This window comes from Thiemannella venezuelensis (genome assembly GCF_014203605.1).
Taxonomy (GTDB): Bacteria; Actinomycetota; Actinomycetes; order Streptosporangiales; family Streptosporangiaceae; genus Planomonospora_A; species Planomonospora_A venezuelensis.
Genome location: NZ_JACHJJ010000035.1, coordinates 1 through 25,603, shown reverse-complemented (window position 1 = coordinate 25,603; position 25,603 = coordinate 1). Strand labels below are relative to the sequence as shown.

21 protein-coding genes and 2 tRNA genes are annotated in these 25,603 nt (G+C 73.6%); 8 read left to right on the top strand and 15 right to left on the bottom strand.

Going from position 1 to position 25,603, the window contains the following annotated elements; all coding sequences use genetic code 11:
- Positions 1 to 33: 33 nt before the first annotated feature.
- Positions 34 to 900: a dihydrodipicolinate synthase family protein gene (locus tag FHS22_RS33960; protein WP_184948300.1), complete on the top strand. Its 867-nt coding sequence runs from the start codon at positions 34 to 36 to the stop codon at positions 898 to 900.
- A 40-nt stretch (positions 901 to 940) separates the two neighbouring features.
- Here the strand turns inward: FHS22_RS33960 and FHS22_RS33955 are convergent, their stop codons facing one another.
- From FHS22_RS33955 to FHS22_RS33945, 4 genes are all read right to left on the bottom strand, one after another.
- A complete protein-coding gene (locus tag FHS22_RS33955; protein ID WP_184948299.1) occupies positions 941 to 1,750 on the bottom strand; it encodes an Fpg/Nei family DNA glycosylase in 810 nt (269 codons plus the stop codon).
- Between the two features lie 8 nt (positions 1,751 to 1,758).
- Positions 1,759 to 2,223, bottom strand: coding sequence for a ribosomal maturation YjgA family protein (locus FHS22_RS37535; protein ID WP_221474463.1), 465 nt, complete (start codon positions 2,221 to 2,223; stop codon positions 1,759 to 1,761).
- Between the two features lie 110 nt (positions 2,224 to 2,333).
- Complete coding sequence (locus tag FHS22_RS37530; RefSeq protein WP_338048069.1) at positions 2,334 to 3,626, bottom strand: M1 family metallopeptidase; 1,293 nt, start codon at positions 3,624 to 3,626, stop codon at positions 2,334 to 2,336.
- A complete protein-coding gene (locus tag FHS22_RS33945; protein WP_260408563.1) occupies positions 3,623 to 7,549 on the bottom strand; it encodes a Pls/PosA family non-ribosomal peptide synthetase in 3,927 nt (1,308 codons plus the stop codon). The genes FHS22_RS37530 and FHS22_RS33945 overlap by 4 nt, the downstream gene beginning before the upstream one ends.
- Positions 7,550 to 7,821: 272 nt before the next feature.
- On the opposite strand from FHS22_RS33945, the gene FHS22_RS33940 reads away from it, so the two are divergent.
- Positions 7,822 to 8,295, top strand: a complete 474-nt coding sequence (locus FHS22_RS33940) for an STAS domain-containing protein (protein WP_184948298.1) — start codon at positions 7,822 to 7,824, stop codon at positions 8,293 to 8,295.
- A 25-nt stretch (positions 8,296 to 8,320) separates the two neighbouring features.
- Here FHS22_RS33940 and FHS22_RS33935 read toward each other — a convergent pair whose 3' ends face one another.
- Both FHS22_RS33935 and FHS22_RS33930 read right to left on the bottom strand, forming a co-directional pair.
- Positions 8,321 to 9,169 (bottom strand): hypothetical protein, encoded by an 849-nt coding sequence (locus FHS22_RS33935; protein ID WP_184948297.1) that lies wholly within the window; start codon positions 9,167 to 9,169, stop codon positions 8,321 to 8,323.
- Between the two features lie 114 nt (positions 9,170 to 9,283).
- A complete protein-coding gene (locus FHS22_RS33930; protein ID WP_184948296.1) occupies positions 9,284 to 10,234 on the bottom strand; it encodes a hypothetical protein in 951 nt (316 codons plus the stop codon).
- A 46-nt stretch (positions 10,235 to 10,280) separates the two neighbouring features.
- Between FHS22_RS33930 and FHS22_RS33925 the strand changes: the two genes are divergently transcribed.
- Complete coding sequence (locus FHS22_RS33925; RefSeq protein ID WP_338048068.1) at positions 10,281 to 10,856, top strand: TetR/AcrR family transcriptional regulator; 576 nt, start codon at positions 10,281 to 10,283, stop codon at positions 10,854 to 10,856.
- 141 nt (positions 10,857 to 10,997) lie between these two features.
- Here the strand turns inward: FHS22_RS33925 and FHS22_RS33920 are convergent, their stop codons facing one another.
- The 3 genes from FHS22_RS33920 to FHS22_RS33910 form a co-directional block, all read right to left on the bottom strand.
- On the bottom strand, positions 10,998 to 11,597 hold the full coding sequence (locus FHS22_RS33920; RefSeq protein WP_184948294.1) for a DUF4291 domain-containing protein: 600 nt from the start codon (positions 11,595 to 11,597) through the stop codon (positions 10,998 to 11,000).
- Between the two features lie 64 nt (positions 11,598 to 11,661).
- Positions 11,662 to 12,237, bottom strand: a complete 576-nt coding sequence (locus FHS22_RS33915; protein ID WP_184948293.1) for a TetR/AcrR family transcriptional regulator — start codon at positions 12,235 to 12,237, stop codon at positions 11,662 to 11,664.
- Positions 12,234 to 13,451 carry a cytochrome P450 gene (locus FHS22_RS33910; protein ID WP_184948292.1) on the bottom strand — a complete coding sequence of 406 codons (1,218 nt, stop codon included), beginning with the start codon at positions 13,449 to 13,451 and terminating at the stop codon, positions 12,234 to 12,236. The genes FHS22_RS33915 and FHS22_RS33910 overlap by 4 nt, the downstream gene beginning before the upstream one ends.
- Positions 13,452 to 13,524: 73 nt before the next feature.
- On the opposite strand from FHS22_RS33910, the gene FHS22_RS33905 reads away from it, so the two are divergent.
- Entirely contained in the window at positions 13,525 to 14,070 is a 546-nt protein-coding gene (locus tag FHS22_RS33905; protein ID WP_184948291.1) for a DUF6886 family protein, read from the top strand.
- A gap of 69 nt (positions 14,071 to 14,139) precedes the next feature.
- Positions 14,140 to 14,790: a hypothetical protein gene (locus tag FHS22_RS33900; RefSeq protein WP_184948290.1), complete on the top strand. Its 651-nt coding sequence runs from the start codon at positions 14,140 to 14,142 to the stop codon at positions 14,788 to 14,790.
- Between the two features lie 155 nt (positions 14,791 to 14,945).
- Here the strand turns inward: FHS22_RS33900 and FHS22_RS33895 are convergent, their stop codons facing one another.
- From FHS22_RS33895 to FHS22_RS33885, 3 genes are all read right to left on the bottom strand, one after another.
- On the bottom strand, positions 14,946 to 15,821 hold the full coding sequence (locus tag FHS22_RS33895; protein WP_184948289.1) for a hypothetical protein: 876 nt from the start codon (positions 15,819 to 15,821) through the stop codon (positions 14,946 to 14,948).
- 349 nt (positions 15,822 to 16,170) lie between these two features.
- A tRNA-Val gene (locus tag FHS22_RS33890) sits at positions 16,171 to 16,245 on the bottom strand.
- Between the two features lie 13 nt (positions 16,246 to 16,258).
- Positions 16,259 to 16,330, bottom strand: a tRNA-Gly gene (locus tag FHS22_RS33885).
- Between the two features lie 150 nt (positions 16,331 to 16,480).
- On the opposite strand from FHS22_RS33885, the gene dusB reads away from it, so the two are divergent.
- The 3 genes from dusB to FHS22_RS33870 all read left to right on the top strand — a co-directional run bounded on the left by dusB (position 16,481) and on the right by FHS22_RS33870 (position 20,742).
- Positions 16,481 to 17,602 carry a tRNA dihydrouridine synthase DusB gene (gene dusB / locus FHS22_RS33880; protein ID WP_184948288.1) on the top strand — a complete coding sequence of 374 codons (1,122 nt, stop codon included), beginning with the start codon at positions 16,481 to 16,483 and terminating at the stop codon, positions 17,600 to 17,602.
- A 117-nt stretch (positions 17,603 to 17,719) separates the two neighbouring features.
- Positions 17,720 to 19,780, top strand: a complete 2,061-nt coding sequence (locus tag FHS22_RS33875; RefSeq protein ID WP_184948287.1) for a TRAP transporter permease — start codon at positions 17,720 to 17,722, stop codon at positions 19,778 to 19,780.
- Positions 19,777 to 20,742, top strand: coding sequence for a TAXI family TRAP transporter solute-binding subunit (locus FHS22_RS33870; RefSeq protein WP_184948286.1), 966 nt, complete (start codon positions 19,777 to 19,779; stop codon positions 20,740 to 20,742). The genes FHS22_RS33875 and FHS22_RS33870 overlap by 4 nt, the downstream gene beginning before the upstream one ends.
- Positions 20,743 to 20,821: 79 nt before the next feature.
- On the opposite strand, the gene FHS22_RS33865 is transcribed toward FHS22_RS33870, so the two are convergent.
- The 3 genes from FHS22_RS33865 to FHS22_RS33855 form a co-directional block, all read right to left on the bottom strand.
- On the bottom strand, positions 20,822 to 21,337 hold the full coding sequence (locus FHS22_RS33865; protein WP_184948285.1) for a DUF2087 domain-containing protein: 516 nt from the start codon (positions 21,335 to 21,337) through the stop codon (positions 20,822 to 20,824).
- Positions 21,338 to 21,451: 114 nt separating this feature from the next.
- Positions 21,452 to 23,956 carry a DEAD/DEAH box helicase gene (locus FHS22_RS33860; protein ID WP_184948284.1) on the bottom strand — a complete coding sequence of 835 codons (2,505 nt, stop codon included), beginning with the start codon at positions 23,954 to 23,956 and terminating at the stop codon, positions 21,452 to 21,454.
- A 61-nt stretch (positions 23,957 to 24,017) separates the two neighbouring features.
- Positions 24,018 to 25,349: an acyltransferase family protein gene (locus tag FHS22_RS33855; RefSeq protein WP_221474461.1), complete on the bottom strand. Its 1,332-nt coding sequence runs from the start codon at positions 25,347 to 25,349 to the stop codon at positions 24,018 to 24,020.
- Positions 25,350 to 25,603 lie beyond the last annotated feature (254 nt).

The window sequence follows — 25,603 nt, the reverse complement described above, 5'->3', positions numbered from 1 at the left end:
ACCTGCACGATCGGCGGCTGTCAGGCTCACGTCATGAACCTCTCCGGTGTCTACGTCCCCCTGATCACCCCCTTCGCCGAGAGCGGCGAGATCGCCGCCGACGCGCTCGGGGAGTTGGCGCAGGCCGTACTCGACGACGGGGCGGCGGGCCTGGTCGCGCTCGGCACCACCGCCGAGGTCGCCACGCTCGCGGCGGAGGAGCGGCGGGCGGTCGTCGAGATCTGCGGCCGGGTGTGCCGCGAGCGCGGGGCGACGCTGATCGTCGGGGCCGGGTCGAGTGACACGCGCGGCTCCGCCGAGGCGCTGCTCGCCCTCAAGGGCGAGGCCGACGCCGCGCTGGTCACCGTGCCGTCGTTCGTCCGCCCCTCCGAGGCCGGGGTGCTCGCCCACTTCACCGCGCTGGCCGAGCGGACCCCCGTGCCGCTGATCGTCTACAACATCCCCTACCGCACCGGCCAGTCCGTGGGCGCCGCCGTGATGCGCGAGATCGGCGACCTGCCCATGGTCGCCGGGGTCAAGCACGCGGTCGGCGGCATCGACGCCGACACCGTCGCCCTGCTGGCCGACCCGCCCGCGGACTTCGCGATCCTCGCCGGGGACGACCCGTTCTTCCCCGCGCTGCTCGCCCTGGGCGCCCCCGGCGGCATCCTCGCCTCCGCCCACCTGGACACCGCCCGCTTCGTCGAACTCGCCGAGGCCTGGCGGGACGGGGACGTCGCCCACGCCCGCCCCCTCGGCCACCGCCTGTCGGCCATGTCGGCGAGCCTGTTCACCGAGCCCAACCCGACCGTCCTGAAGGGCGTGCTGCACGCCCGGGGCCGGATCCCCACCGCCGCGGTACGGCTCCCGCTCCTCCCCGCCCGCCGCGAGTCGGTCGAGGCGGCCCTGCGGCTGCTGTGACCACCGGGGCGCTGTGACCACCGGGGCGCCGGGACCGGGGTCAGACCATCTGGCAGCCGGGGCACCAGAAGAGGTTGCGGCCGACGAGCGCCTCGGTGCGGACCTCGGTGTCGCAGACCAGGCAGGGCATGCCCGAGCGGCGGTAGACGTAGACCTCGCCGCCGTGGTCGTCGACCCGGGGCGGGCGGCCCATCGCCTCGGGCGTGTGCTCGGGCCGTACCGTGTCGATCCTGCCCGCCCGCACGCCGTCGGCCATGAGGACCACCAGGTCGGCCCAGATCGCCTCCCACCGCTCGCGGGACAGCTCCCGGCCGGGCGTGGCCGGGGCGACGCCCTGGCGGAAGAGCACCTCGGCCCGGTAGATGTTGCCCACTCCCGCGACCACCGACTGGTCCATCAGCAGGGCGCCGACGGACGTGCGGCTGCGGGAGATCCGCCGCCAGGCGAGGTCCGGGTCGGCGTCCGGGCGCAGCGGGTCGGGGCCGAGCCGGGCGTGCAGCGCCTTGACCCCGGCGGGCTCCAGCAGCTCGCAGGTGTTGGGACCGCGCAGGTCGGCGTAGTGGCGCGCGCCGGTCAGGCGGAGCCGCACCTCGCCGACGGGCGGGGGAGCCGGCACCGGGGCGAAGGCGTACTTGCCGTAGATGCCCAGGTGGACGTGGAGCCACCGGTCGTCGTCGAAGCCGAGCAGAAGGTGCTTGCCGTGCGCGTCGGCCTCCCGGAGCACCCGCCCGTCGATCCGCAGGGCCCCGGCGGCGAACCTGCCCTGGGGGCTCTCCGCGCGGAGGGTCTGGCCGCCGAACAGCCGCCGGTGCTCGGCGGCCAGGCGGTGGATGGTGTGTCCTTCGGGCATGGTGCAGGTTATCCGGTCTTCCCGGTGTTCCCGGCCCGCCCGGCGGGTTCGGCCGGCCCGGCCGCCGCGGGAGCGGTCGCGGGTGTGCGGCGGGCGGACGTGCGGCCGGCGAGCGTGTGCGCGGCCGCGGCGAGGGCGGCCCCGGCGGTGTAGGCCACCAGGTCGGCGGCGCCGAACGTGCTGCCGAGCACCAGCCTGGCCAGCACGCTCGCCTCCGACAGCGCGGCGGGCACCGGGGTGAGCTGGGCCAGCTCCACGGCCCAGCTGAACGCCAGTGCCCCGGCCGCGGCCCGCACCGGGGCGACGCGGGGCAGGACGAACACGATCAGCGTGTGGACGAGCACGGTGTAGAGGGCGTCGCCGCCGTACTCGGCGAACCAGCCGCCGGCGACCGCGCGCAGGGTCAGTCCGGCGGCGACGGTGACGACGGCCGCCAGCGCGGCGGGCAGGCGGGTGCGGAGGGCGGGAGGCACCGCTCCACGATAACGACCGTCGGGAGCCCTGCGGCCCCGCCCCCGGCGGAGCAGCCGTGCGCGCCCTCCGGCGGCTCGCCCATCCGGCCGGCCGCGCCCCTCGGGAGGGATCAGGGCAGCGGCGGGAGGCGGGGGCCGTACAGCCAGGAGGCGAAGAACGTCTCGGACGACCGCGGGGCGTACTCCCGGACGAGGTCGGCGAACATCTCCGTGGTGACCGAGCCGTGCCGGTTCTCGCCCGTCCAGGCCCGCAGCATCGAGAAGAATGCCAGGTCGCCGAGGGTCGTGCGGAGCGCGTGCAGGGTGAGGGCGCCGCGCTTGTAGACGCGGTCGTCGAACAGGCGGCGCGCTCCGGGATCGGCGAGCACGAAGTCCTGGGGCAGGGCGGCCAGGCGGCGGTGCCAGTGGGCCGCGTGCTGGGCGGAGGACGGGCCGCCGGACACCTCCGACCATATCCACTCGGCGTAGGCGGCGAAGCCCTCGTGCAGCCAGATGTCCCGCCAGTCGGCCACGGTCAGGCTGTTGCCGAACCACTGGTGCGCCAGCTCGTGGGCGACCAGCCGCTCCTGGCCGCGCGCCCCGTCCACGTGGTTGGCGCCGAAGATCGACATGCCCTGCGCCTCGACCGGGATCTCCAGCTCGTCCTCGGTCACCACGACGGTGTAGGAGGCGAACGGGTACGGGCCGAACCGCTCGGTGAAGGCCGCCATCATGCGGTCCTGCCGCCCGAAGTCGTTGCGCACCCGGCGGGCGAGCTTGGCCGGGTGGAACGCCCGCATCCGCGGTCCCAGCCCGGTCTGCTGGTAGCGGCCGATCTGCACGCTCGCCAGGTACGGCGCCATCGGCTCGGCCTGCTCGTACACCCAGGTCGTGGCCGCCGCCGTCCGCCGCCGCTCCACCGGCTCCCCGGTGGCGACCACCGTGTACGGCGAGGCGGCGGTGACCTCGATCCGGTAGGAGGCCTTGTCGTCCGGCCGGTCGTTGCAGGGGAACCACGACGGGGCCCCGGTCGGCTGGCCGGCCACGATCACGCCGTCGGCGAGCTGCTCCCAGCCGAGCCCGCCCCAGGGGCTGGAGACCGGCCGGGGGCTGCCCGCGTAGCGGACCTCGACGGTGAACGGTCCCGGCCGCAGCCGCACCGGCGAGACGCGCAGCTTGCCCTCGCGGTGGGTGAAGCGCGCGGTCCTGCCGTCGACCAGCACCTTGCCGACCCGGAAGGCGCCGAGGTCGAGGGAGAGGCGGTCCAGCGGCCGGACGGCCACCGCCGAGATGCGGGCGACGGCGTCGAGCCGGTTGTTGCCGACCCGGTAGTCCAGGCAGAGGTCGTAGTGGCCGGTCCGGTAGCCGTCGTCGCCGTGCGCGGGGAAGTAGGGGCGGTGGGTGGTGCTCAGAACTCGACTCACGTCCTCGGGGTATGGGCCGTCCATGCTGCGATCGGGTTGCCGAACCAGCGTGTCCCCGGCGGCACGGACTCGCCGCGCATCACCAGGGACGCCGGGCCGACGACGGTGTCCTCCCCGACCGTCGCCGCGGGCAGCACCACCCCGTGCGGGCCGAGCGTCGCACCGTTCCGCAAGACGACAGTATCGATGCTCATGACCCGGTCGTGGAACAGGTGCGTCTGCAGGACGCACCCCCGGTTCACGGTCGCGCCGTCGCCCAGGGAGACCAGGTCGATCTCGGGCAGCCAGTAGGTCTCGCACCACACCCCCCGCCCGATCCGCGCGCCCATCGAGCGCAGCCAGGCGTTGAGCGGAGCCGTGCCCAGCCACGGCCGGGCGAACCACGGCGCGGCCAGCACCTCCACGAAGTTGTCGGCCAGCTCGTTGCGCCACACGAACGAGCTCCACAGCGGCCGGTCGCCCGCGGAGATCCGGCCGACCACCAGCCACTTGGCGGCGGAGGCGACCGCCGCGGCGAGCACGCCCGCCCCGGCCGCCACGACGCCGGTCAGCGCCGCCGTGACCGCGAGGCCGTACCCGCGCAGCAGCCACTCCAGCGCGGCGACCACGAGTACGGCGAGCGCGACCGTGGCCATCGCCGGGACGAGCCGGCACAGCTCGACGGCGGCGCGGGCCGCCTTCAGCCGCGCCGGCGGGTCGTAGGTGCGGCTGCGGTCGCCGTCACCGGCGGTCCGGCGCAGTTCGACGGGGGGCATGCCCAGGTAGGACGAGCCCGCCTTCGCCTTCTTCGGCGCCGCGGACAGCACCGCGACCAGCCCGTCCCTGGGTACCTTCCGGCCGGGTGCGGTCATCCCCGAGTTGCCGAGGAAGGCGCGCTTGCCGATCCGCACGCGGTCCACCCGCAAGCGCCCGCCGTCCAGCTCGTACGGGGCGACCATCGTGTCGTCGGCGAGGAACGCTCCGTCGCCGACCGAGGTCATCGAGGGCAGCGCCAGCACGGTGGACAGCTCCACGTCCCGGCCGACCTTCATGCCCAGGGCGCGCAGCCAGGCCGGGGTGAGGGCGCTCGCGTACAGCGGGAAGAGCCAGACCCGGGCCGTCGCCATCAGCCGGCCGGTGGTCCACGCCTGCCAGGCCTGGCGGCCGTGCACCGGGTGCAGCCCGGCGCGCAGGTCCACCGACAGCAGCCGCACCGCGGCCACGAGGGTCAGCGCGAAGGCCGCCATCGAGGCCACCGTGGCGAGCGGCACGGCGTACAGGGCGTCGGCGAGGGTGCCGCGGGCCAGCAGGAGCAGCCCGGGGACGGCGGCGGCGACCGGGAGGAGGCCGAGCGCCAGCGCGGTGAGCCCGTAGACCGCGGCCCAGCGCCGGGAGCGCGGCGGGCGGGCGGCGGAGGAGTGGCGCGCCTTGCCCGTCCGCACGGCCGGCACGCCCGCCCAGCGCTGACCGGACGGGACGGGGCCGGCCACCGCCGAGCCGGGGAGGACCTGGGCGTTCTTCCCGATGCGCGCGCCGGGCAGGAGCGTGGACCGGGCGCCGACCACGGCGCCCGCGCCGATCCTGATCTCGCCGACGTGCACCCGGTCGCCGTCGATCCAGTACCCGCTCAGGTCGACCTCGGGCTCGACCGCCGCGTTCCTGCCCAGCTTGAGCATGCCGGTGACCGGCGGCGCGGAGTGCAGGTCCGCGTCGGCGCCGACGGTCGCGCCGAGCGCGCGGGCGTAGTGGGTGAGCCAGGGGGCGCTGGAGACGTCGGCCACGCCCAGCCGCTCGGCGAGCCGCTCGGCGAACCAGAGCCGCAGGTGGACGGCGCCGCCCCGGGGGTGGGCGCCGGGCTCCAGCCGGCGCAGCAGCAGCCGGGCGCTCCCCGCGGCCAGCGCGATCCGCCCGGCGGGGGTGACGAAGAGCAGGCCGCCCAGCAGCACCTGCCACCACGGCACGGCCGGCGCCCACGGCAGGCCGGCGACGTTGTTGAACGCGGCCAGGCCGACCAGCCAGCGCATCCCGCCCGCGGTGAGCAGGACCACGGTCAGCAGCGACTGCACGAGCGCGGCGCGGCGCGGCATCGGCGTGACGACCCGGCCGGTGGCCGCGGACTCCATGGCCTCCACGGCCTCCGGGGCGTCCAGTGCGGACAGGTGCGCGGCGAGCGCGCCGAGCGTCGGATGCTCGTAGACGTCCCCCGTGGTGACCGACGGGTAGCGCGCCCGCAGCGCCGAGACCAGCCGGGCCGCGGCCAGGCTGGTGCCGCCCTCGGCGAAGAAGTCGCCCTCGGTCACGCCGAGCACGTCACGCCAGCGCTCCGCCACCCACGGGTCGACGCCCGGGTCCGTCCCGGGTCCGTCCGCGCCGTCCGCGCCGGGCGGCGGCCAGGGGAGGGCGTCGCGGTCGATCTTGCCGGAGGTGCGGGTCGGCAGGTCGTCCACCAGGGCGAGCCGCGGAACCAGCGCGGCGGGAAGGGTGTCCCGCAGCCGGTCCACGGCCTCCTCCTGGTCGAACCCCTCGCCCGGCACGACGTAGCCGACGAGCAGCTGGTGCCCGCCGCCGGTCGTGCGGACGGCCGAGGCCGCCCCGGCGACGCCGGGCAGCGCCTGCAGGGCCGCGTCCACCTCGCCCAGCTCGATCCGGCGCCCGCCGAGCTTGACCTGCTCGTCGGCCCGCCCGCCGAAGACCAGTCCCTCGGGCTCGGCCCGGACCAGGTCGCCGCTGCGGTAGGCCCGCGCCCAGCCGAGGGACGGAAGGGGGGCGTACTTCTCGGCGTCCTTGCCGGAGTCGAGGTAGCGGGCCAGCCCGACCCCGCCGATGACCAGCTCGCCGGTCTCGCCCATGGCGACCGGCTCTCCGGCGGCGTCCACGACCGCCAGGTCCCAGCCGTCCAGCGGCAGCCCGATCCGGACCGGCCCCTCCCCGGTCAGCGGGGCCGCGCACGCGACCACCGTGGCCTCGGTCGGACCGTAGGTGTTCCACACCTCCCGCCCGGGTACGGCCAGCCGCTCGGCCAGCTCGGGCGGGCAGGCCTCACCGCCGAAGATCAGCAGCCGGACGTCGTCGAGGCTCTCCGCCGGCCACAGCGCCGCCAGAGTCGGGACCGTGGAGACGACGGTGATGCCCATCTCGGCCATCCACGGGCCGAGGTCCATGCCGGTACGCACCAGTGACCGGGGCGCGGCGACCAGGCAGGCGCCGTGCCGCCAGGCCAGCCACATCTCCTCGCAGGAGGCGTCGAAGGCCACCGAGAGCCCGGCCAGCACCCGGTCGCCGGGGCCGATCGGCTCGTCCTGCAGGAAGAGCCGGGCCTCGGCGTCCACGAACGCCGCCGCGCTGCGGTGGGTGACCGCGACCCCCTTGGGCCTGCCGGTCGACCCCGAGGTGAAGATGATCCACGCGTCGTCGTCCGGGCCGGGCCGTACGGCTCCGGCGCCCTCCGCCGGCCGGGCGGCGGAGAGGGGGGCCGCGGGCACCGTCCGGTCATCGGTCCCGGGGGCTTGCGGGGCGCGGCCCCAGGGGTCGAAGACGACGACCTTCTCGCCCTCGACGACGGCCGCCGACACCCCCGCCTCGGAGAAGACCAGTTCGGCCCGCTCGTCGGGGTCGTCGGCGTCCACCGGGACGTAGGCGGCGCCGACGGTGAGCACGGCCAGGATCGCGACGTACAGGCCGGTCGTGCCCGACGGGACCCGCACCCCCACCCGGTCGCCGCGGCCGATCCCGGCCTCCCGCAGCTCGGCGGCGAGCCGGTCCACCTCGCCGCGCAGGCCGAGGTAGTCGAGCCGGGTCCGCCCGTCGTCGAGCGCGGCCGCGTGCGGGTGGCGCCGGACGGTCTGGTCGAGGACGTCGATCAGCGTCCTGCAGGCGGGGGCCGTCCCTCCGGGGAAGACCGCCTGCCGTAGCGCATGCGGAACATCCAGGCCGTTGACGCCCAATCTCTCTCCCAGTCGCGTGACCGTGACCCCCGTCAGACTACGCGCGCGGTCCGGACCGCCCTGGGATGCCACTCATTAGCTCCGTATGTCAACGGCCACCGGGGTTGCGGCTATTCCTGGCTGCCGAGTGAGATATCTCCCTACATATAAGGCTCTTTGTAATTGGGTCGCTACTCAGCGCGATATAGCATGATTCGGGGCAAACAGCCTGATGGCCCCTCACCAGCGCGGTGGGCACGCGTCCGCCGCCCGTCCGAGGAAGCTGGTCATTCATGGGAAGTGTCACCTTGCCGGATGCCGGGCCCGCCATCGCGCCGCCTCCGGCGCCCGAGCCGGCCGCCGGCCTCCTCCGGGAACCCGCGCCGGCCGTCTTCCCGGAGCGGGTCTCCGGGCCTGCCGCCGAACCGCCCCTCGCCGTCCCGCCGGCGGATCCCGTCCTGGAACTCCTGGTCGGCCCCGGGACGGACCGCACGGTCGTCACGCTCGTCGGAGACCTGACGATGTCGACGGCCTGCATCCTCGGGCGCGTCCTGAGCGATCTGGTGGACCAGGGCCACCGCTTCCTCGTCCTCGACGCCCGCGCCCTCGGCTCCTGCGACGGCGCGGGATGGACGCTGCTGCTCGGGATCCGCTGGCGGCTGGCCACGGTCTCGGGACGCCTCAGGATCACCGGGCTCGCCCCGCGGCTCATGAGCTCGTGCGTGCGGCTGGAGCTCGCCGAGGTGTTCGAGCTGGACGAGGCCTGACCGCCCGACGGCCGCCGCGCCCGGGTCATCCCCGGCGGAGCTCCAGGACCAGGGAGCGCAGCCAGGGCTCCGCGAAGGCCGGTTCGGCCGCGACCCGGCGGGCGAGCGCCTCACGCGCCTTCCGGCCCCGGCCCCGCTCCACGAGGCCGGCGGCCCGGGCGAGCGCGGAGAGGGCCTCCTCGTCGCGGCGGGGTACGGCGGCGGCCTCATCGGACCAGAGAGCGCGCGGGAACGACGGTGTGATCTTGTGTTGCTCGTTGCCGAGGTAGCTCCAGAGCCAGGGCTCGACGGACACGCCCGCCACGGCCCTGCGGGGCAGGTCGCCGGTCCAGGAGGCCTCCTGCCACCAGCGCCAGGTGTTCGGGCTGCTCTTCCTGCGCGAGGTGATGCCGAGGAAGCGCAGCTTGAGGCGGATGACGTCCCAGTTCTCGCGCTCGTCGCCGATCCAGTCGCGCAGGAGCCCGTACAGGTTGGCGAAGGTGGCCCCGCCGTACACCAGGTCGGCGAAGACGACCGGGCGCCTGCGGCGGGCCAGGCCGTACGGGGTGATGCCCAGCCCTTCGAGGTCGACCCGGAGCCGCCGCACCTCGGCGGCCTGGAGGGGCTCTTCGAAACGGCAGGAGAACGGGAGCAGGTGCAGCCGGTCCCGGTGCGAGGTCCGGGCCAGGGCTCCGGAGAGGAGGTCGTGGACGCCGTCGGCGGAACGGCCGGCGAAGTACAGGTCACCGCCGGCGCTGCGGGCCAGGACCTCGGCGGCGCACTCGATCAGTTCGGGAAGGTAGGGCAGTTCGTCCTCGGGACGGCCGTCCAGGAGGCCGCCGAGCCGGTCGCGGCCGGTCAGGTCCCAGCGGAACGGCCGGTTCGGAACCGTCACGGGCTCTGCATACAGGGCACGTTCATACCGACCAGCGTGACCAACCGGACTCCCGCCGGGCAACCGAATTAACCGGCGGGAGCAGAGCCGCGTCGCGGCCCGGCCGGGTGCGTCTCAGCCGTAGCGTTCGGCGAGCAGATGGAACGCCTCCTTCGGCTCCCACGAGGTCCCGCCGGTCATCCGCACGATGCCGTAGCCGGCCGTGTCCAGCTCGCCGGGCATGTTGTACTGGGCGAAGGTGTTGACGAACACGCTGTCCACTCCCTCCTGCCGGAACACCTCCAGCACCTCCCGCAGGTAGGCGGCCTGCTCGCCCTCGTCGCGGTGCAGGGGCCGGGCGAGCCTCAGCGGCCGGTGGCCGTCGTACTCCACCACCTCCGTCCCCCGCGCCCCGAGATCCCCGGCGCCCCGGAACGTCATGCATCCCACCTCGGTGATCGCCACCGGCTTACCCTGCGCGACCAGGCTGCGGACCCCCTCGCGGTACCGGTCGGCGACCTCCGCCGACCGGTACAGGTCCACTCCGACGAAGTCGAACGGCTGCCAGTCCACCATCTCGAAGGGGATCGCCGCATACGTGATCCTGCCGGCGAACCGCTCCCTGACCACCGCCACGGCGTCCTTCAGGAACGCGTTGACCAGAGCAGGCACCTGCCCGAGGTGCTCACGCAGCTTTTCCGGTACGGCGAGCAGCTCCATCCGCTCCCCGATCGTCTCTCCGGGCAGGAACCCCCGGTTGAGCAGGCTGTGCTCCGCGCCCGCCACGAACACCGCGTCGGTGCCCCTGATCCGCTCGGCGCAGTCGGCGAACAGGCCGAGCAGTTCCTCCGGCGTCAGGTCGCAGGTGAAGGGAGAGAACCACACCTCCAGCCCGGCCCCGGCCGCCTCGCGGGCCGCCGCCTCGAGCCTGCCGGGGTCCGAGCCGATGATCCTGACGGCCGTGCAGTGCAGGTCCCGCCTGATCACGTGGAGTTCGTGCCGTACCGCGTCGAGGTCGAACACGTCTCGCGTGTTGTCGCCGCCGATCACGATGCCGGTGTCGTACACGATTCCCTTGCCGCGCATGCCTCTCCCTTCCAAAGGGTACGGTACGTACCGTACCCTCATGGGCGTGAGACGTCGGAGTCAAGAGCTGGAGCAGGCCATCCTCCAGGCGGCACGGGAAGAGCTGCTCGAATCCGGATACGCGGGGCTGACGATGGAGCGCGTGGCCAGGCGGGCGGGCACCAACAAGAACGCCCTCTACCGCCGCTGGCCCAACCGCGCCGCGCTCGGCGTCGCCGCCTACCGCGAACTGCTCGCCGCCCAGCCGGAGCTCCCCGCCACCGGCAGCCTGCGCGGCGACGTGCTGGCCCTGCTGCGCGCCGCCAACAGCCACTGGTCGTCACCGCTCGGCGAGGTCCTGCGCGGCCTGCTGTCCGGCGCCGGACAGGACCCCGAACTGCTGGCCATCCTGCACGCGCACGCCACCGACGGTGGCGCCGGCATGTGGCAGACCGTGCTCGGGCGGGCGGGCATCCAGACCACGCCCAGGGTCGCGACGACGGCGATGGCGCTGCTGCGCAACGAGTTCGTGACCCGCGGCACGCCGACGGTCCCCGACGAGGTCCTCGTGGAGATCGTCGACGAGGTCTACCTGCCGCTGGTCACGAGCCCGGCCGGCGCCGGAAGCCGACCCGATGGGTGATCACACGGACGCCGGACAGCGGTGTCGCATCACGGGCCTGCTCCCGGTGCCGTAGGGGCGGCGCCTGCTCCTCCCGGTGCCGTACGCGCGAAAACCCCCGGCCGGACGACCCGGACCCGGTATGACAGCCGCTGCCCGTTCTCACACCGCCCGGGCTCCGACGGCGTCGGCGAGGGCCGGCGGGAGCGGGTACGGACGTTCCTCCGGGAGGAGCGCCGCCGCCCGGTCGCCGCTCCGGACGGCGGCGTGGACGTCGCGGACGCGATCAGTGACGTCGGTGATCGAGACGGTCCACTCGTCGGCGTAGCGGTGCACGGCCTCGCGGGACAGGCCGATCTGGATCGACCGGTACGGCAGGGGGTTCAGCCCCAGGTCGCGCTCGGGATCCCACTGGACGCGGACCGGGCTCCGCCGCAGCCGCTCCGCCCAGGCCGCGCGGTCGGCCGGACCGGCGTCGCGGCCGTGGTGGCTGGGACACGAGTGCGCCAGCGCCCACTCGAAGCCGTCGCGGGCGATCTCGACGGCCAGGACGCGGGCCTGGCCGGGCTTGGCGGCCCAGCCGCAGCGGTACATCATCCACAGGAACGACGGCTTGATCCAGGTCATCCGCTCCCGCTTGAAGGGCGGGACGAACCGCTGCGCCGCGACGGCGGGGCCGGCGATGTCCGGGTCGTAGGCCTGGTAGACGGTGATCGTCTCCTCGGTGTAGACGGCGCGGATCTGCCGGTAGGGCGTGCTCACGCCGTTCAGTCTGGTGAGGCCGGTGCCCGCCGGGCAACGGGATTACCCCGCGCCCGGCCGGCGCTCACCGCGGCCGCGGCGCGTCCTCCCCGGCCAGCACGGGGACCACGAAACTCTCGATCATGGCCCGTTCGTCGGCGTCGTCCTCGCCGGGCGTGGTCAGCAGGGACACGATGACGCGGACCAGCCAGCGTCCCCGCGCCCGGGTGCCGGGATCGGCCGGGTCGCCGAGGAACGCGGCGCCCATCGCCTCGATCACCGGGGAGGAGCGGGCCAGCTCGGCGGTCAGGGCACCGTCGGCGTGGGTGAACCACGCCGCCAGCACCGGGTTGCCCCGCACCGCGTGCAGGACGGCGGGCAGCGCGGCCGTGAGCCGCTCCCGTGGGTCGGCGAGACCGCGGACCCGCTCGCCCACGTCGCGCGCGACGCGCCCGGCCTCGCGGTGGACGTAGGCCATGCGCAGCGCGTGCCGGTTGTCGAAGTAGCGGTACAGCGTGGCCCGCGAGCAGCCGGCCGCCTCGGCGATGTGCGCCATCTCGGTGGCGGCGACGCCGCGCCGGAGGAAGACCTGCTCGGCGGCGGCCAGGATGCGCTCGGCCGCCAGTCCGGCACGCTCGTCCCGCAGCCATGGCGCGCTCATGCGGGCCGCCCGGCGGAGAAGGGCAGCGACCGGTAGCGGCGGACGAAGTGGCCGGGCGCGAAGACCCCGCGACCGGGGTCGACGGTGAAGTCCGGGAAACGGATCAGCAGCTCCTCCAGGGCGATCCGGGCCTGCAGGCGCGCGGCGGCGGCGCCGAGGCAGTGGTGGGCGCCGTGGCCGAAGGCCAGGATCCGGCCGGGGCGCCGGGTGACGTCGAGCCGCTCGGCGTCCGGGCCGAACTCGCGGGGGTCGCGGTTGGCGGAGGCGTACAGCAGCATGACCTTGCGCCCCGCCGGGATCACGGTCCCGGCGATCCGCACGTCGCGGGTGGCGGTCCTGGCGAGCCCCTGGACCGGGCACGTCAGCCGGAGCAGCTCCTCGACCGCGCCCGGGATGAGCCCGGGCTCGCGCGCCAGCAGCGCGCGCTGCCCGGGATGGGCGGCCAGCAGCTCGCAGGCGCCGCCGAGCAGGCCGGTGGTGGTGTCGTTGCCGCCGGCCACCATGGTGAAGGCGAAGCCGAGGATGCGCAGCAGGCCCAGCGGGTCGCCGTCGCCGTAGACCGCGACGAGCGCGGAGACCGTGTCGTCGCCGGGCTCGTCGCGGCGCCGCCGGGCCAGATGGGTGAAGTAGTCCAGCAGCTCGGCCACGGCTCCGGAGGCGGCCAGCGGGTCGCCGTGGGAGCCCGCGGCCACGATCTGCTCGGTCCAGCCGTCGAACCGGGCCCGGTCCGCCTCGGGCACCCCGAGGTAGTGCGCGACCACGAAGCTCGGCAGCGGCTTGAACAGCTCGGAGACGATGTCGGTCTCGGCGGCCGGCCCGCGGGCCAGGACGCGGGCGACGCGGTCCAGGCGCCCGGCCACGAACCGGCGCACGGCCGGCTCCACCCCGGCGACCCTGCGCGGGGTGAACCCCCGGCTGACGAGCCCGCGGAACTCGGTGTGCTCGGGCGGGTCCAGCATCACCATCGGCGCCGCCTCCCGCAGGCCGAGCCGCTCCCGCTCGCCGTACGTGAAGGTCAGGCCCTGGGCGGAGGAGAAGGCCGAGGTGTCACGGGCCGCCGCCCACACCTCGGCGAAGCGCGACAACACCCAGTAGTCGCCTTCGGCGACGTGGTGCACCGGATCGTGGTCGCGCAGGCCGGCGTACATGGGGAAGGGATCGCGCCACGACTCCCCGGACCGCACGGTGAAGGGCTGCGCCATCTCGGTCGGCATGTCGTGATGGTGAGACGTATATCGGCATACGTCAAGATCTGGACATCGGTGATCGGGTGATAGACAGGACACCATGCGACCCGAGCCCGGTCAGGTACTGCACTTCTCCGAGGACCCGCGGATCACCCGGTTCGTCCCGCACGTGGCACCCACCGCGCAGCAACCGGAGGCGTACGTGTGGGCGGTGGACGCCGACCGCTGCCCCGACTACTGGTTCCCCCGCCAGTGCCCGCGCGCCATGGCCTGGACCGCGCCGGGCACGACCCGGGCCGACCGGGAGCGGATCGTCGGCCCCGGCTGCGGGCGGCGGGTCCACGCCATCGAGTACGGCTGGCTGGAGGCGTTCCTGACCGTCCGCCTGTACGGCTACCGCCTGCCCGCGGAGAAGTTCACCCCGTTCGGGGAGCCGGTCCCGAACGCGATGGTCGCCACCGAGCCCGTCGAGCCCCTCGGCCCGCCCGAACCGGTCGGCAGCCTGCCGGAGTTGCACCGGGAGGCCGGGATCCAGCTGAGGCTCCTGGACAACCTGTGGGAGTTCTGGGACGCGGTGACCGCCAGCACCCTGGAGTGGAGCGGCATCCGCCTGCGCAACGCCCGCCCCCGGCCGCCTGGCCACTGAGCCCCGGCGGACCGGGCGCTGCAAGCCCGGGGTAACCCGGGTGCAAGCCGCCGGTTCTACCGTGCGGATGTGTCCAGACGACTTGTTCTCGGTGGCGCCGCGGTCGCGGCGGGCGCCACGCTGATGCTCCCGTCCGTTCCGGCTGCTGCCCAGGCGGTCGCCCCGGCCCAGGCCCCGGTCTCCGCAGCCCCTGCGACGCCGGCCGAGAAGCTGTTCGGCGCGTGGGTGCGCGGGGACCGCCGCGCCGCCGCCCGGGTGGCGACGCCGTCCGCGGTGAACTCCATGTTCGCCTACGCCTACCGTGCTCCGGACGAGTTCGCCGGATGCTCCGGGAACGCCTGCCGGTTCGTGCACACGAGCGTGAACGTGCCGGGCGGGCTCGACGGCGTCCTGATGATCGTGTCCGGGTCGAAGGTGACGAAGGTCTACGGATCCCGCCACTTCACCACCCCGTCCGCCGCGGCCAAGCACCTGTTCTCGGCGTGGAAGAAGAACGACCGCAACCAGGGCCTGGAGGCCGCCCGCCCGGCCGCCGTGAACAGACTGTTCCGGGTGAGGTTCGACCCGAAGGGCGTGCCCTACTTCTTCCAGGGCTGCTCGCCGGAGCCCAAGGGCCACTCGTGCGCCTGGTCCTACGAGGGCGGCGCCATGTTCATGCACGTCCGCGGGTCGAAGGCCACCGGCTACGACGTCCGGTCGATCGGCTACGTCGCAGACTGAGCCACCGGCCGGACGGGCGGGTCCAACGGCGCACCCGCCCGTCCGGAACGGTCCCGGACGGGAGCAGGCGTGCGGGGACCGGCCGTGCACGGTCCTACGCCGGGGTACCGTCCACCACTCGGTGAACTCGGGGCGACCGCGGCACGGAGCGGTCCTCAGTGGTCCTGGAACACCTCGGTCACGTCGGTGACGGTGGCCGCGCGGGTCGCCCAGGTGGTCAGCAGGGCGGAGTCGGTGCAGGCGGTGATCCGCTCGCGCTGGTCGGGGCCCGGCTTCAGCCCACGGGCCTCCAGGACGGCGAGCACCATCCCCGCCAGTTCTGCCTTGGCGCGAGCCTCGAAGCGAGCTTCGGCGCGAGCTTCGGCGAGGGCTTCGCGTTTGCGCAGGAGCCGTTCGAAGGGGCTCTCGGTTTCGGGCGTCATGGTGGTCATGATCTCCTCCAGGTGCGCGCGGACCGGCTCAGGGAGCTGCCCGTGCAGATAATCGTAGTAGACGGAGCCGCGGTCGTCGGGGACATCGGCCAGGGCGGTGCCGACGGTGGTGACGGTGTCGAGGTCGTCGGGATGGGTGAGGGCGGCCAGGACGGCGACTTCGGGGGAGGCCAGCACGTCGGCGGTGTCGCGGGGCAGGGGGAGTTGGTCGGGGCCGATGACGATGGGGCACAGCAGCATGCAGGAGTCGGGGGGCTGGATGGGCTGGTTGTAGCGGGCGGCGATGGTTCTGCTGAGGCAGATGACGATGAGGATGACGGCGCAGCGGTGGCGGCCCATGAGGCCGCCGACGTAGGCGGCCCAGGACCAGACCTTGCGGGAATCCCAGGCGCGCTGGACTTCCACGATGAGGAACCGGCGGTCGCCGTCGGGTCCTTGCAGGGAGATGACGGAGTCGGCGAGGTACTCGGCGGGGAGGCGTTCGTTGAGCTCGACCGATTCGAGGCGGGCGTCGTGGTAGCCGTCGGCGGTGGCGCGCAGGCCCAGGGCGAGGAGTTCGAGAGCGAAGATGGGGCGGCGGCGGACCATCTCCAGGGGCATCTCGTGTTGGTGGCCGGGGGACACGGGATCTCGTTTCTGTTCGGAGTGCGCCGGAGGGTGATGGATACCGTACTCTCTGTACTCATCCGGTGCGGCGTTTTAGCGAACTCGTGTTCCAGTTTCGGGTTCCGGGATCGCCGGGCCCGATGTCCCGGGGCGGCTCGCCGTGCCCTCTTCGGCGGATGCTCCGCCTTCACGGTGGCCGGAACCGGTGACGGAGAGCATGCCGAGGTCGTCGCTCGGAGAGGGGCGCAGGCGAGGGGGAGGGGAATGCTCCCGGCCGGGGTCGGCCTGCTCCCTGTGTCTGAGGAACAGAGAAACCCCCAGGCGGCAGGCCTGGGGGTTTCGATGGTGGACGATACAGGGATTGAACCTGTGACCTCTTCCGTGTCAGGGAAGCGCTCTCCCGCTGAGCTAATCGTCCTCGGGTGAACCAGAGCGGAAGACGGGATTCGAACCCGCGACCCTCACCTTGGCAAGGTGATGCTCTACCACTGAGCCACTTCCGCGCGCCTGCCGGGATCTTTTCCGTTCCCGCGGCGACGAGAGAACTCTAGCGGGTTTTCCGGGTAGGTGCGTAACCGGGCGTCCGGCCGGCCCGGCCCCGCCGCACGGGGACCCGGTTCGTCTCACCGGGTCCCGTGCGGTAGAAACACGAGGTGGAGTCGTTGAAGCTGGGTTCGCTGGAGGTCTGGCCGCCGGTCGTCCTCGCGCCCATGGCGGGGATCACCAACGCGCCGTTCCGCACGCTCTGCCGGGAGCAGGGCGGCGGATTGTTCGTCTGCGAGATGATCACGACGCGGGCGCTGGTGGAGCGCAACGCCAAGACGCTCAAGATGATCCGCTTCGAGCCCCAGGAGAGGCCCCGGAGCATCCAGCTCTACGGGGTCGATCCGGTGACGGTCGGCCGGGCCGTGCGGATGGTCGCCGAGGAGGACCTGGCCGACCACGTCGACCTCAACTTCGGCTGCCCGGTGCCCAAGGTGACCCGGCGCGGGGGTGGCTCCGCGCTGCCGTACAAGCGGAACCTGCTGCGCGCCATCCTGCGCGAGGCGGTGCGCAACGCCGGGACGCTCCCGGTGACCATGAAGATGCGCAAGGGCATCGACGACGACCACCTGACCTACCTGGACGCCGGGCGGATCGCCGTGGAGGAGGGCGTCGCCGCGGTCGCGCTGCACGGCCGCACCGCCGTCCAGCACTACGGCGGGACGGCCGACTGGGAGGCGATCGCCCGGCTGAAGGAGGCGGTCACCGAGATCCCGGTGCTCGGCAACGGCGACATCTGGAGCGCCGACGACGCGTTGCGGATGATGGAGGCGACCGGGTGCGACGGGGTCGTGGTGGGCCGGGGCTGCCTGGGCCGCCCGTGGCTCTTCCGCGACCTGGCCGCCGCGTGCGACGGGAGCGCCGAGCGGGTACGGCCGGCGCTGGGCGAGGTCGCCGCGACCATGGACCGGCACGCCGCGCTGCTGGCCGAGTGCTTCGGCAGCGAGCCGCACGCCGTGGCCGACTTCCGCAAGCACGTCGGCTGGTACCTCAAGGGCTTCACCGTCGGCGCCGACCTGCGCCGCCGCCTGGCCACCTCCGGCACCCTCGGCGAGCTGCGCGCGGGACTGGCGGAGCTCGACCCCGCGCAGCCCTGGCCGGACGGCGTGGACGCGCCGCGCGGCAAGACCCACGCGCGCGACCGGGTGCACCTGCCCGCCGGCTGGCTGGACGACCCCTACGACCTCGCCGTGCCGTGCGCGGACGCCGAGCTCGACACCTCCGGCGGCTGACGCGGGCGGCCGGAGGGCACCCAACGTGATCATAATGTGATCTCGTTCTGACGGACCGGCGTCAGCTCTCTGGGTAGCTTGCCGTCAACGGCACGGCGGCTCACCCGGGAGCGGCGTTTGACGGGCAGCACAGCGGCACCACCGCCATCATCGCCCTCGCCTGAGGCGCTCATCGCGGAACTCGACGCCGAGCGGCCCGCACGGCTCCTGCCCGGCGTGCTCTCGCGGGCCGTCATCGTCCTCGCGCTGGGCCTGTCCCTCTACGTGCTGTGGCAGACGTTCTTGCCGGGGTCCGTCCTGCCGTACCGGATGGTGTTCCTCGCGGTCGTGCTCCCGCTCGTCTTCGTCTGCTACAAGCCCCGGCGGCGCGGCGGCGACCGGCCGGGCGCGGCGGACTGGGCGCTGGCCGCGCTCTCCCTGGCGGCCTGCGGCTACCCGGTGGTGGTCTTCGACGACTTCATCCGGCGCACGTTCGACCCCACCGTCCTGGACACGGCCGCCGGTGCGGTCATCTGCCTGCTGGTCCTGGAGGCGTGCCGGCGGACCGTCGGCTGGATCCTGCCCGCGGTCTGCCTGGCCTTCCTCGCCTACGCCTACTACGGCGGCTACCTGCCCTTCGACTGGCCGATCGGGCACCGCGGCTACGACATCGACCGGATCATCGTCTCGTTCACCATGGGCACCGACGGCGTGTACGGCGTGCCACTGGACGTCGCGGCGACCTACATCATCCTGTTCACGATCTACGGGGCCGTCCTCGACCACTCCGGCGCGGGAAAGTTCTTCGTGGACGTCTCCCTGGCCGCGTTCCGGCGCTCGCGGGCCGCGCCGGGCCGTACGGTGACCCTGGCAGGGTTCCTGCTCGGCACGGTCAGCGGCTCCGGCGTCGCGACGACCGTGAGCGTCGGCAGCGTCGCCTGGCCGATCCTGCGCCGGGCGGGCTACCCGCGCGAGCAGGGCGGGGGAGTGCTCGCCGCGGCGGGCATCGGGGCGATCCTCTCCCCGCCCACGCTGGGCGCGGCGGCGTTCATCATCGCCGAGTACCTGCAGGTCGGTTACCTGACGGTGCTGGTCTACGCGCTGATCCCCACGCTCCTGTACTACCTGGGCGTCTTCCTGGCGATCGAGATCGACGCCCGCCGGTACGGCACGCGCGCCGTCGAGGTCGACGCGCCGCGCCTGTGGCCGCTGCTGCGGCGGTTCGGCTACCACTTCAGCTCGCTGTTCGTCATCGTGGTGCTGATGGCGCTCGGCCAGTCGCCGTTCCGCGCGGTGGTGTACGCCACGATCCTGGCGTTCGCGCTCTCCTTCCTCGACGCCGGGCACCGGCTCACTCCCCGCAGGGCGGCCCGCTCCCTGGCCGAGGGGGCGCTGGGCGTGCTGCCGGTCGCGGTCACCTGCGCCGCCGCCGGGATGATCGTCGCCGTCGTCACGCTCACCGGGCTCGGGCTCAAGGCCAGTTCGCTGATCGTCGGCGTCTCGGGCGGGGTGCTCGCGGTCACCGCGCTGATGTGCGCGCTGGCGGTGCTCCTGCTCGGCCTCGCCGTACCGGTGACCGCGTCGTTCGTGATCGCGGCGGTCATCATCGCGCCCGCGCTGAAGGACCTCGGCGTCGCCCCCGCCGAGGCGTACATGTTCATCTTCTACTACGCGGTGCTGTCGGAGGTCAGCCCGCCGACGGCGCTGTCGGCCTTCGCCGCCTCGGCCGTCACCGGCGGCAACGCCTACCGGACCATGCTGGCCACCTGGAAGTACACGCTCCCGGCCTTCCTGGTGCCGTTCGCCTTCGTGCTGACGCCCGGCGGAGCGGGCCTGCTCGCCCAGGGGCCGGTGGGGGAGGTCCTGCTCGCCGCGGCGGTGTCGGCGCTCGCCGTGGCCGCGCTGGCCGCCGCCACCGGCGGCTGGCTCGCGGGCCCGGCCGGGGCGCCCGTGCGGGCGCTGTGCGGGGTGGCCGCCGTCCTGCTGCTGTTCCTGTCGCCCGTCCCCGTGCTGGCCGGGGCCGGCGTGCTGGCCCTGGCGACCGCGCTCCACCTGGCGCTGCGGAGGCTCTCCCGCCGCGGGCCCCCGGAGAACACGTCCCCGGAGAACACGCCCCGGGAGGACCCGTCCCCGGGGGAGCCCTCCGCGCGCACCCCTGCCGAAAGTCCGTCCCGCGAGAACGAGAGGCCCGACCGATGAGACGTCTCACCGTCCTGCTGGCCGCCGGAACGCTGCTCCTCAGCGCCTGCGGCGGCGACAGGTCCGCCGAACAGGCCGCCGACCGGACGACCGGCGGGGGAAAGCGCCTGTCGATCGCCACCGGCAACACCACCGGCGTCTACTACGTCCTCGGCGGCGGCCTGGCCGACCAGATCGGCAAGAACCTCCCCGGCTACCAGGCGACGGCCGAGGCGACCGGAGCCTCGGTGGAGAACATCCAGCGCGTCGTCAAGGGCGACTCCGACATCGCCTTCACCCTCGCCGACTCCGCCGCCGACGCGGTCGCGGGCAAAGGCTCCTTCACCTCGCCGCAGCCGATCCGCGCCATCGCCCGGCTGTACGACAACTCCACCCAGGTGGTCGCCACCACCGAGGCGAACGTCACGTCCGTCGCCGACCTCAAGGGCAAGCGGGTCTCCACCGGCTCGCCGAACTCCGGCACCGAGGTCATCGCGCTGCGGCTGCTGAAGGCGGCGGGACTCGACCCCGACAAGGACGTCACCCGCCAGTCCCTGGGCCTGCCGGAGAGCGTGCAGGGCATGAAGGACGGGAACCTGGACGCCCTGGTCTGGTCGGGCGGCCTGCCCACCCCGGGCATCACCGATCTGTTCACCAGCATGAAGGAGAAGGTCGCCTTCGTCCCGCTCGACGCCTCGCTGCCGGCGATGCAGGCCGAGCACGGCCAGGTCTACGCCCAGGGCACGATCGGCAAGGACGTCTACTCCACCCCGGGCGACATCCCCACGATCGTGGTCCCCAACCTGCTCGTGGTGAACGAGACGATGGACCCGGCGCTCGCGGAGAGCCTGGCCAGGCTGCTCTTCGACCGCAAGGCCGAGCTGGAGCGGGTCCACCCCTCGGCCAAGAGCATCACCCGTGAGAAGGCGCCCATGACCGAACCGGTCCCGCTCCACGACGGCGCCGCGACGTACTACGGCTGAGCCCGGACGGGCGGGGCCGCACCGGAGGCGGCCGGAGGCCGGGGCTCCCGGGCCCTCCGGCGACCGCCCCGCCTCGGCCTCAGGTGACGACGGAGCCGCCGCTGCGCCAGTAGACGTTGTTCTCGCGGGTCAGCATGCCGTCGTCCACCAGGTATCGGCGGAGCGCCGCGTAGTCGTCGTGGAAGGCGCGCAGCGCCACGTTGACGGCCTTCTCCGGGTAGCGCACGCCCGGCTCGAAGACCTGGGCGATGTAGTTCAGCACGATGAGCTGCTTGTCGCGCTTGGTGGGGATGGCCCGCAGCCGCCCGTCCACGAGGAAGGCCCGCAGCACCTTCTCCTCGGCGGAGACGGGTTCGGGCGGCGGGGCGGAGGCGTGCAGCAGCTCGCGGAAGCGCTCCCGCCGCAGCCGCCACCCGCCCTCTCCGTCCTGTACGGCCAGCCCGCCGCGCTCCAGCCGGTTCAGCGCCAGCAGCATCGCGTCCTGGTCCAGCCCCGACTCCTCGGGCCCGCGCTCCAGCGCCAGCGCCGACAGCACCCGCAACGTGTCGTCCTGATAGAGCAGGCCGAGAACCTGCCTGATCGCCTCATCGCTCATGGACCGCATCCTTTCGGCTTCCCCGTCCTCCCGCCATCGGGAATCCCATCGGTGAGCTCCGGCGGACGGAGTCTCACCAGGGCATCTCGCCGGTGGGATCTCGCCTGTGGGATCTCACAGCCGGTTGAGCCCGACGACGTGCAGGACGGCGCGCCCCTCCTCGTCGGAGGCGGCCAGGTCGACCTGGGCGTCGATGCCCCAGTCGCCGTCGCCCGCCGGGTCGGCGATGACCTGGCGGACCTTCCACAGCTCCTTCTCCTCCTCGATCCGGAGCAGAGCCGGGCCGCGGGCGTCCGGACCGGTGCCGACCTCGTCGTGGTCGGCGTAGTAGGCGTCCAGCGCGGCCGGCCAGTCGACGTCGGGGGCGAGCCCGGCCAGCTCCTCCTCCTTCTCCAGGGCGACCAGCTCGACCAGGCGGAACATGGCGTTGCGGACCAGCACCCGGAAGGCCCGCGGGTTGCCGGTGACCGGGCGGGGCTTGGTCTCGATCTCCTGCTCGGCCTCGGGCAGCAGGGACGGGTTGGCCAGCTTCTCCCACTCGTCGATCAGGCTGGAGTCGACCTGGCGGACCAGCTCGCCCAGCCACTCGATCAGGTCGACCAGGTCCTCGGTCTTCAGGTGCTCGGGGATGGTCCGCGCCAGCGTGCGGTAGGCGTCGGCGAGGTAGCGCAGCACGGTGCCCTCGGAGCGGGCCAGCTCGTAGTGGGCGACGTACTCGGTGAAGGTCATCGCCTGCTCGTACATGTCGCGGATGACGCTCTTGGGGCTCACCGTGTAGTCGGCCACCCACGGGTGGCCGCGCCGGTAGGTCTCGTAGGCGCCGAGCAGCAGGTCGGCCAGGGGCATCGGATGCGTGATCTCGGCCAGGAGCTCCATCCGCTCCTCGTACTCGATCCCGTCGGCCTTCATCTCCGCGACCGCCTCACCCCGCGCCCGCTTCAGCTGGGCGGCCAGGATCTGGCGCGGGTCGTCCAGGATGGACTCGACGATCGAGACCATGTCCAGGGCGTACGTCGGAGACTCCCGGTCCAGCAGCTCGAAGGCGGCCAGCGCGAACGTCGACAGCGCCTGGTTGAGCGCGAAGTCCTCCTGCAGGTCGATGGTGAGGCGGGCCCTGCGCCCCTGCTCGTCGGGCTCGGCGAGCTGCTCCACCACGCCGCCCGCCAGCAGCGAGCGGTAGATCGCGATGGCCTGGCTGATGTGCCGCCGCTGCCACTTGCGGTCCTCGTGGTTGTCGGTCAGCAGGTGCTTCATCGCGGCGAAGCAGTCGCCCGGCCGGTTGATGACCGCCAGCAGCATGGCGTTGCTGACCTTGAAGCGGGAGGCCAGCGGCTCGGGCTCGGCCTCCTGGAGCTTGGCGAAGGTCTCCTCGCTCCAGCCGACGAAGCCCTCCGGCGGCTTCTTGCGGGCGTAGCCGCGCCGCCGCTTCGGGTCGTCGCCGATCTTGGCCAGGGCCTTCTCGTTCTCGATGACGTACTCGGGCGCCTGGCAGGCGACGTAGCCGATGGTGTCGAAGCCGGCCCGGCCCGCCCGCCCGGCGATCTGGTGGAACTCCCGGGCGCGCAGCCGCCGGACCTTGCTGCCGTCGTACTTGCTCAGCGCGGTGAACAGCACCGTGCGGATCGGCACGTTGACGCCGACGCCGAGGGTGTCGGTCCCGCAGATGACCTTCAGCAGCCCGGCCTGGGCCAGCCGCTCCACCAGGCGGCGGTACTTCGGCAGCATCCCGGCGTGGTGCACGCCGATGCCGTGCCGCACCAGCCGGGACAGGGCCCGGCCGAAGTTCGTGGTGAACCGGAAGTTGCCGATCAGCGCGGCGATGGCCTCCTTCTCGGCCTTCGAGCACATGTTGATGCTCATCAGCGACTGCGCCCGCTCCATGGCGGCGGCCTGGGTGAAGTGCACCACGTAGACCGGGTACTGGTTGGTGGAGAGCATCTCCTCCAGCGTCTCGTGCAGCGGCGTCATCCGGTAGGAGTAGACCAGCGGGACCGGGCGTTCGGCGTGCTTGACCACCGAGGTGGGACGGCCGGTCCGCCGGGTCAGGTCCTCCTCGAACATGCTCACGTCGCCGAGGGTCGCCGACATCAGGACGAACTGCACGTCCGGCAGCTCCAGCAGCGGCACCTGCCAGGCCCAGCCCCGGTCCGGCTCGGCGTAGAAGTGGAACTCGTCCATCACGACCTGGCCGATGTCGGCCGCCGCGCCGTCGCGCAGCGCGACGTTGGCGAGGATCTCCGCGGTGCAGCAGATGATCGGCGCGCCGGGGTTCACGCTCGCGTCGCCGGTCATCATGCCGACGTTCTCGGTGCCGAAGACCTCGCACAGGTCGAAGAACTTCTCCGAGACCAGCGCCTTGATCGGCGCGGTGTAGAAGGTCCGCACGTCCCGGGTGAGCGCGGTGAAGTGCGCGCCCGCGGCGACCAGGCTCTTGCCCGATCCCGTCGGGGTGGCCAGGATCAGGTTGTTGCCGGAGACGACCTCGATGAGGGCCTCCTCCTGCGCCGGATAGAGGGTGAGCCCCCGCTCGGTGTTCCACTCGACGAAGGCGTCGAAGATGGCGTCGGGATCGGCGTCGATCTCTTCTGGCAGGCGGTCTACAAGGCTCACGGTTCCCATCCTGCCGAACAACCGGCGGTTGTCGAACCGCCGGGGTGGTCCGGCCTCCCGAGGCGGTGCCCTACCGGCGGGCCGAGCGGGTCAGCAGCAGGCCCGCGCCGAGCGCGGCCGCGCCGAGCACGGGCGCCGGGCCGGGGACGAAGCCGAACAGCGTGAGGGTGAGCAGCCCCGCACCGGCCAGCGCCGCCGCCACCGCGATCCTGACCGCCCCGCCCCGGTACGGCGCCGCGGCCGGCGGCTCCTCGAACCGGGCGAAGACCCGCAGCAGCGGCCCCATGACCACAGCGAGCACGACGAGCCAGTGCGGCCAGCCCGAGAGCCAGGCCGCGCCCCCCGGCTCCGGGGTGGACACGCCCAGCCCGACCACGACGATCGCGGTGACCGCGAACAGCGCGCTCATGTGCCACAGGTAGACCGTCATCATCCTCGGCCCGGCCCAGCCGAGCACCCGCGCCACCCCGGGCCACGCGGCGAAGGCGGTGATCTGCCCGCGCAGCGCCGCCGCCAGCCCGATCTGCCCGATCCCGACCGCCAGCAGCGCGACCGTGGGCGGCGCCATGTTGGACACCGCGGCCCCCGGCATGCCGATCATGCTGCCCGGGTAGGGGCCGAACGCCACCAGCAGCGCGGCCAGGCCGTACCCCGCCGCGGCCATGGCCCACGGGCGGCGCAGGCGGCCGTCGGCGTAGAGGAAGCCGAGCTGGTGCACGGCCAGCCAGACCAGGCCGATGTTCACGAACCCCACGACCTCCAGGCCGCTGGTGAAACGGACCACGTCGACCGCGACGGCCCCCGCCGCCAGCGCCGCGGGCACGCGCAGGCCGTACGCCGCGTTGAGCCTGAGCATCAGCGGCGTCGCCGCCACCGCCACGAGGTAGATCGCCAGGAACCACAGGAGCTGGCCGGCCAGGCGCGCGGCCGTGACCACCGGCTGCTCGGGCAGGCCGAGCGCGAGCAGCAGGTGGGGCAGGGGGAGCCAGACCGCCGCCAGCGGCAGCACCGGCCAGGCCAGGCGGCGCAGCCGGGCCGCGAGCCAGACCGGGCCCGCGGTGCCGCGCCGGACCGCGCCGCGCCGGCTGATCGCGTTGGCGGCGCCCCCGGCGAAGAACACCAGCGGCATCACCTGGCTGATCCACGTGACGACCCACGCGTTCCCCGACGCCAGCGCGTTGCCGGTGGTGATCTCACCGCCGGCGAAGGAGAGCACCGGCATGCTCCAGTGCTGGAGCACCACCAGTGCGATGCCGAACAGGCGCAGGACGTCGATGAACACGTCCCGGCCGGGCGGCGCGAGCGGCGGGGCGCAGGACCCGGACGGCGGGGGCGGTGCGGAGGGCCGGGCGAGCGGCGCGCGGGCTCCGGCCGGAGCGGGGCGGGTCAGGACGGTGGCCATCGGTCGTCTCGATTCCTCACGGGGGCAGTGATCCGAGACTGTCGCGGCGACCCCGGGCGGCGCAGTGACGGCTACGGGCCTCTTCGAGTCAAGATCACCCCACCGGGGAGGGTAGGGCCAGCCCTACCCCGGGATGCCTGCCCGCAGGGTCGATCGGATCCGCCGGGGGCTCGTAGCGTTGGCTCCATGAGATCCCTCCTGCGCCGCATCGGCATCGACACCCGCTACCTGCTCCTGGGCTTCCCGCTCTCCGT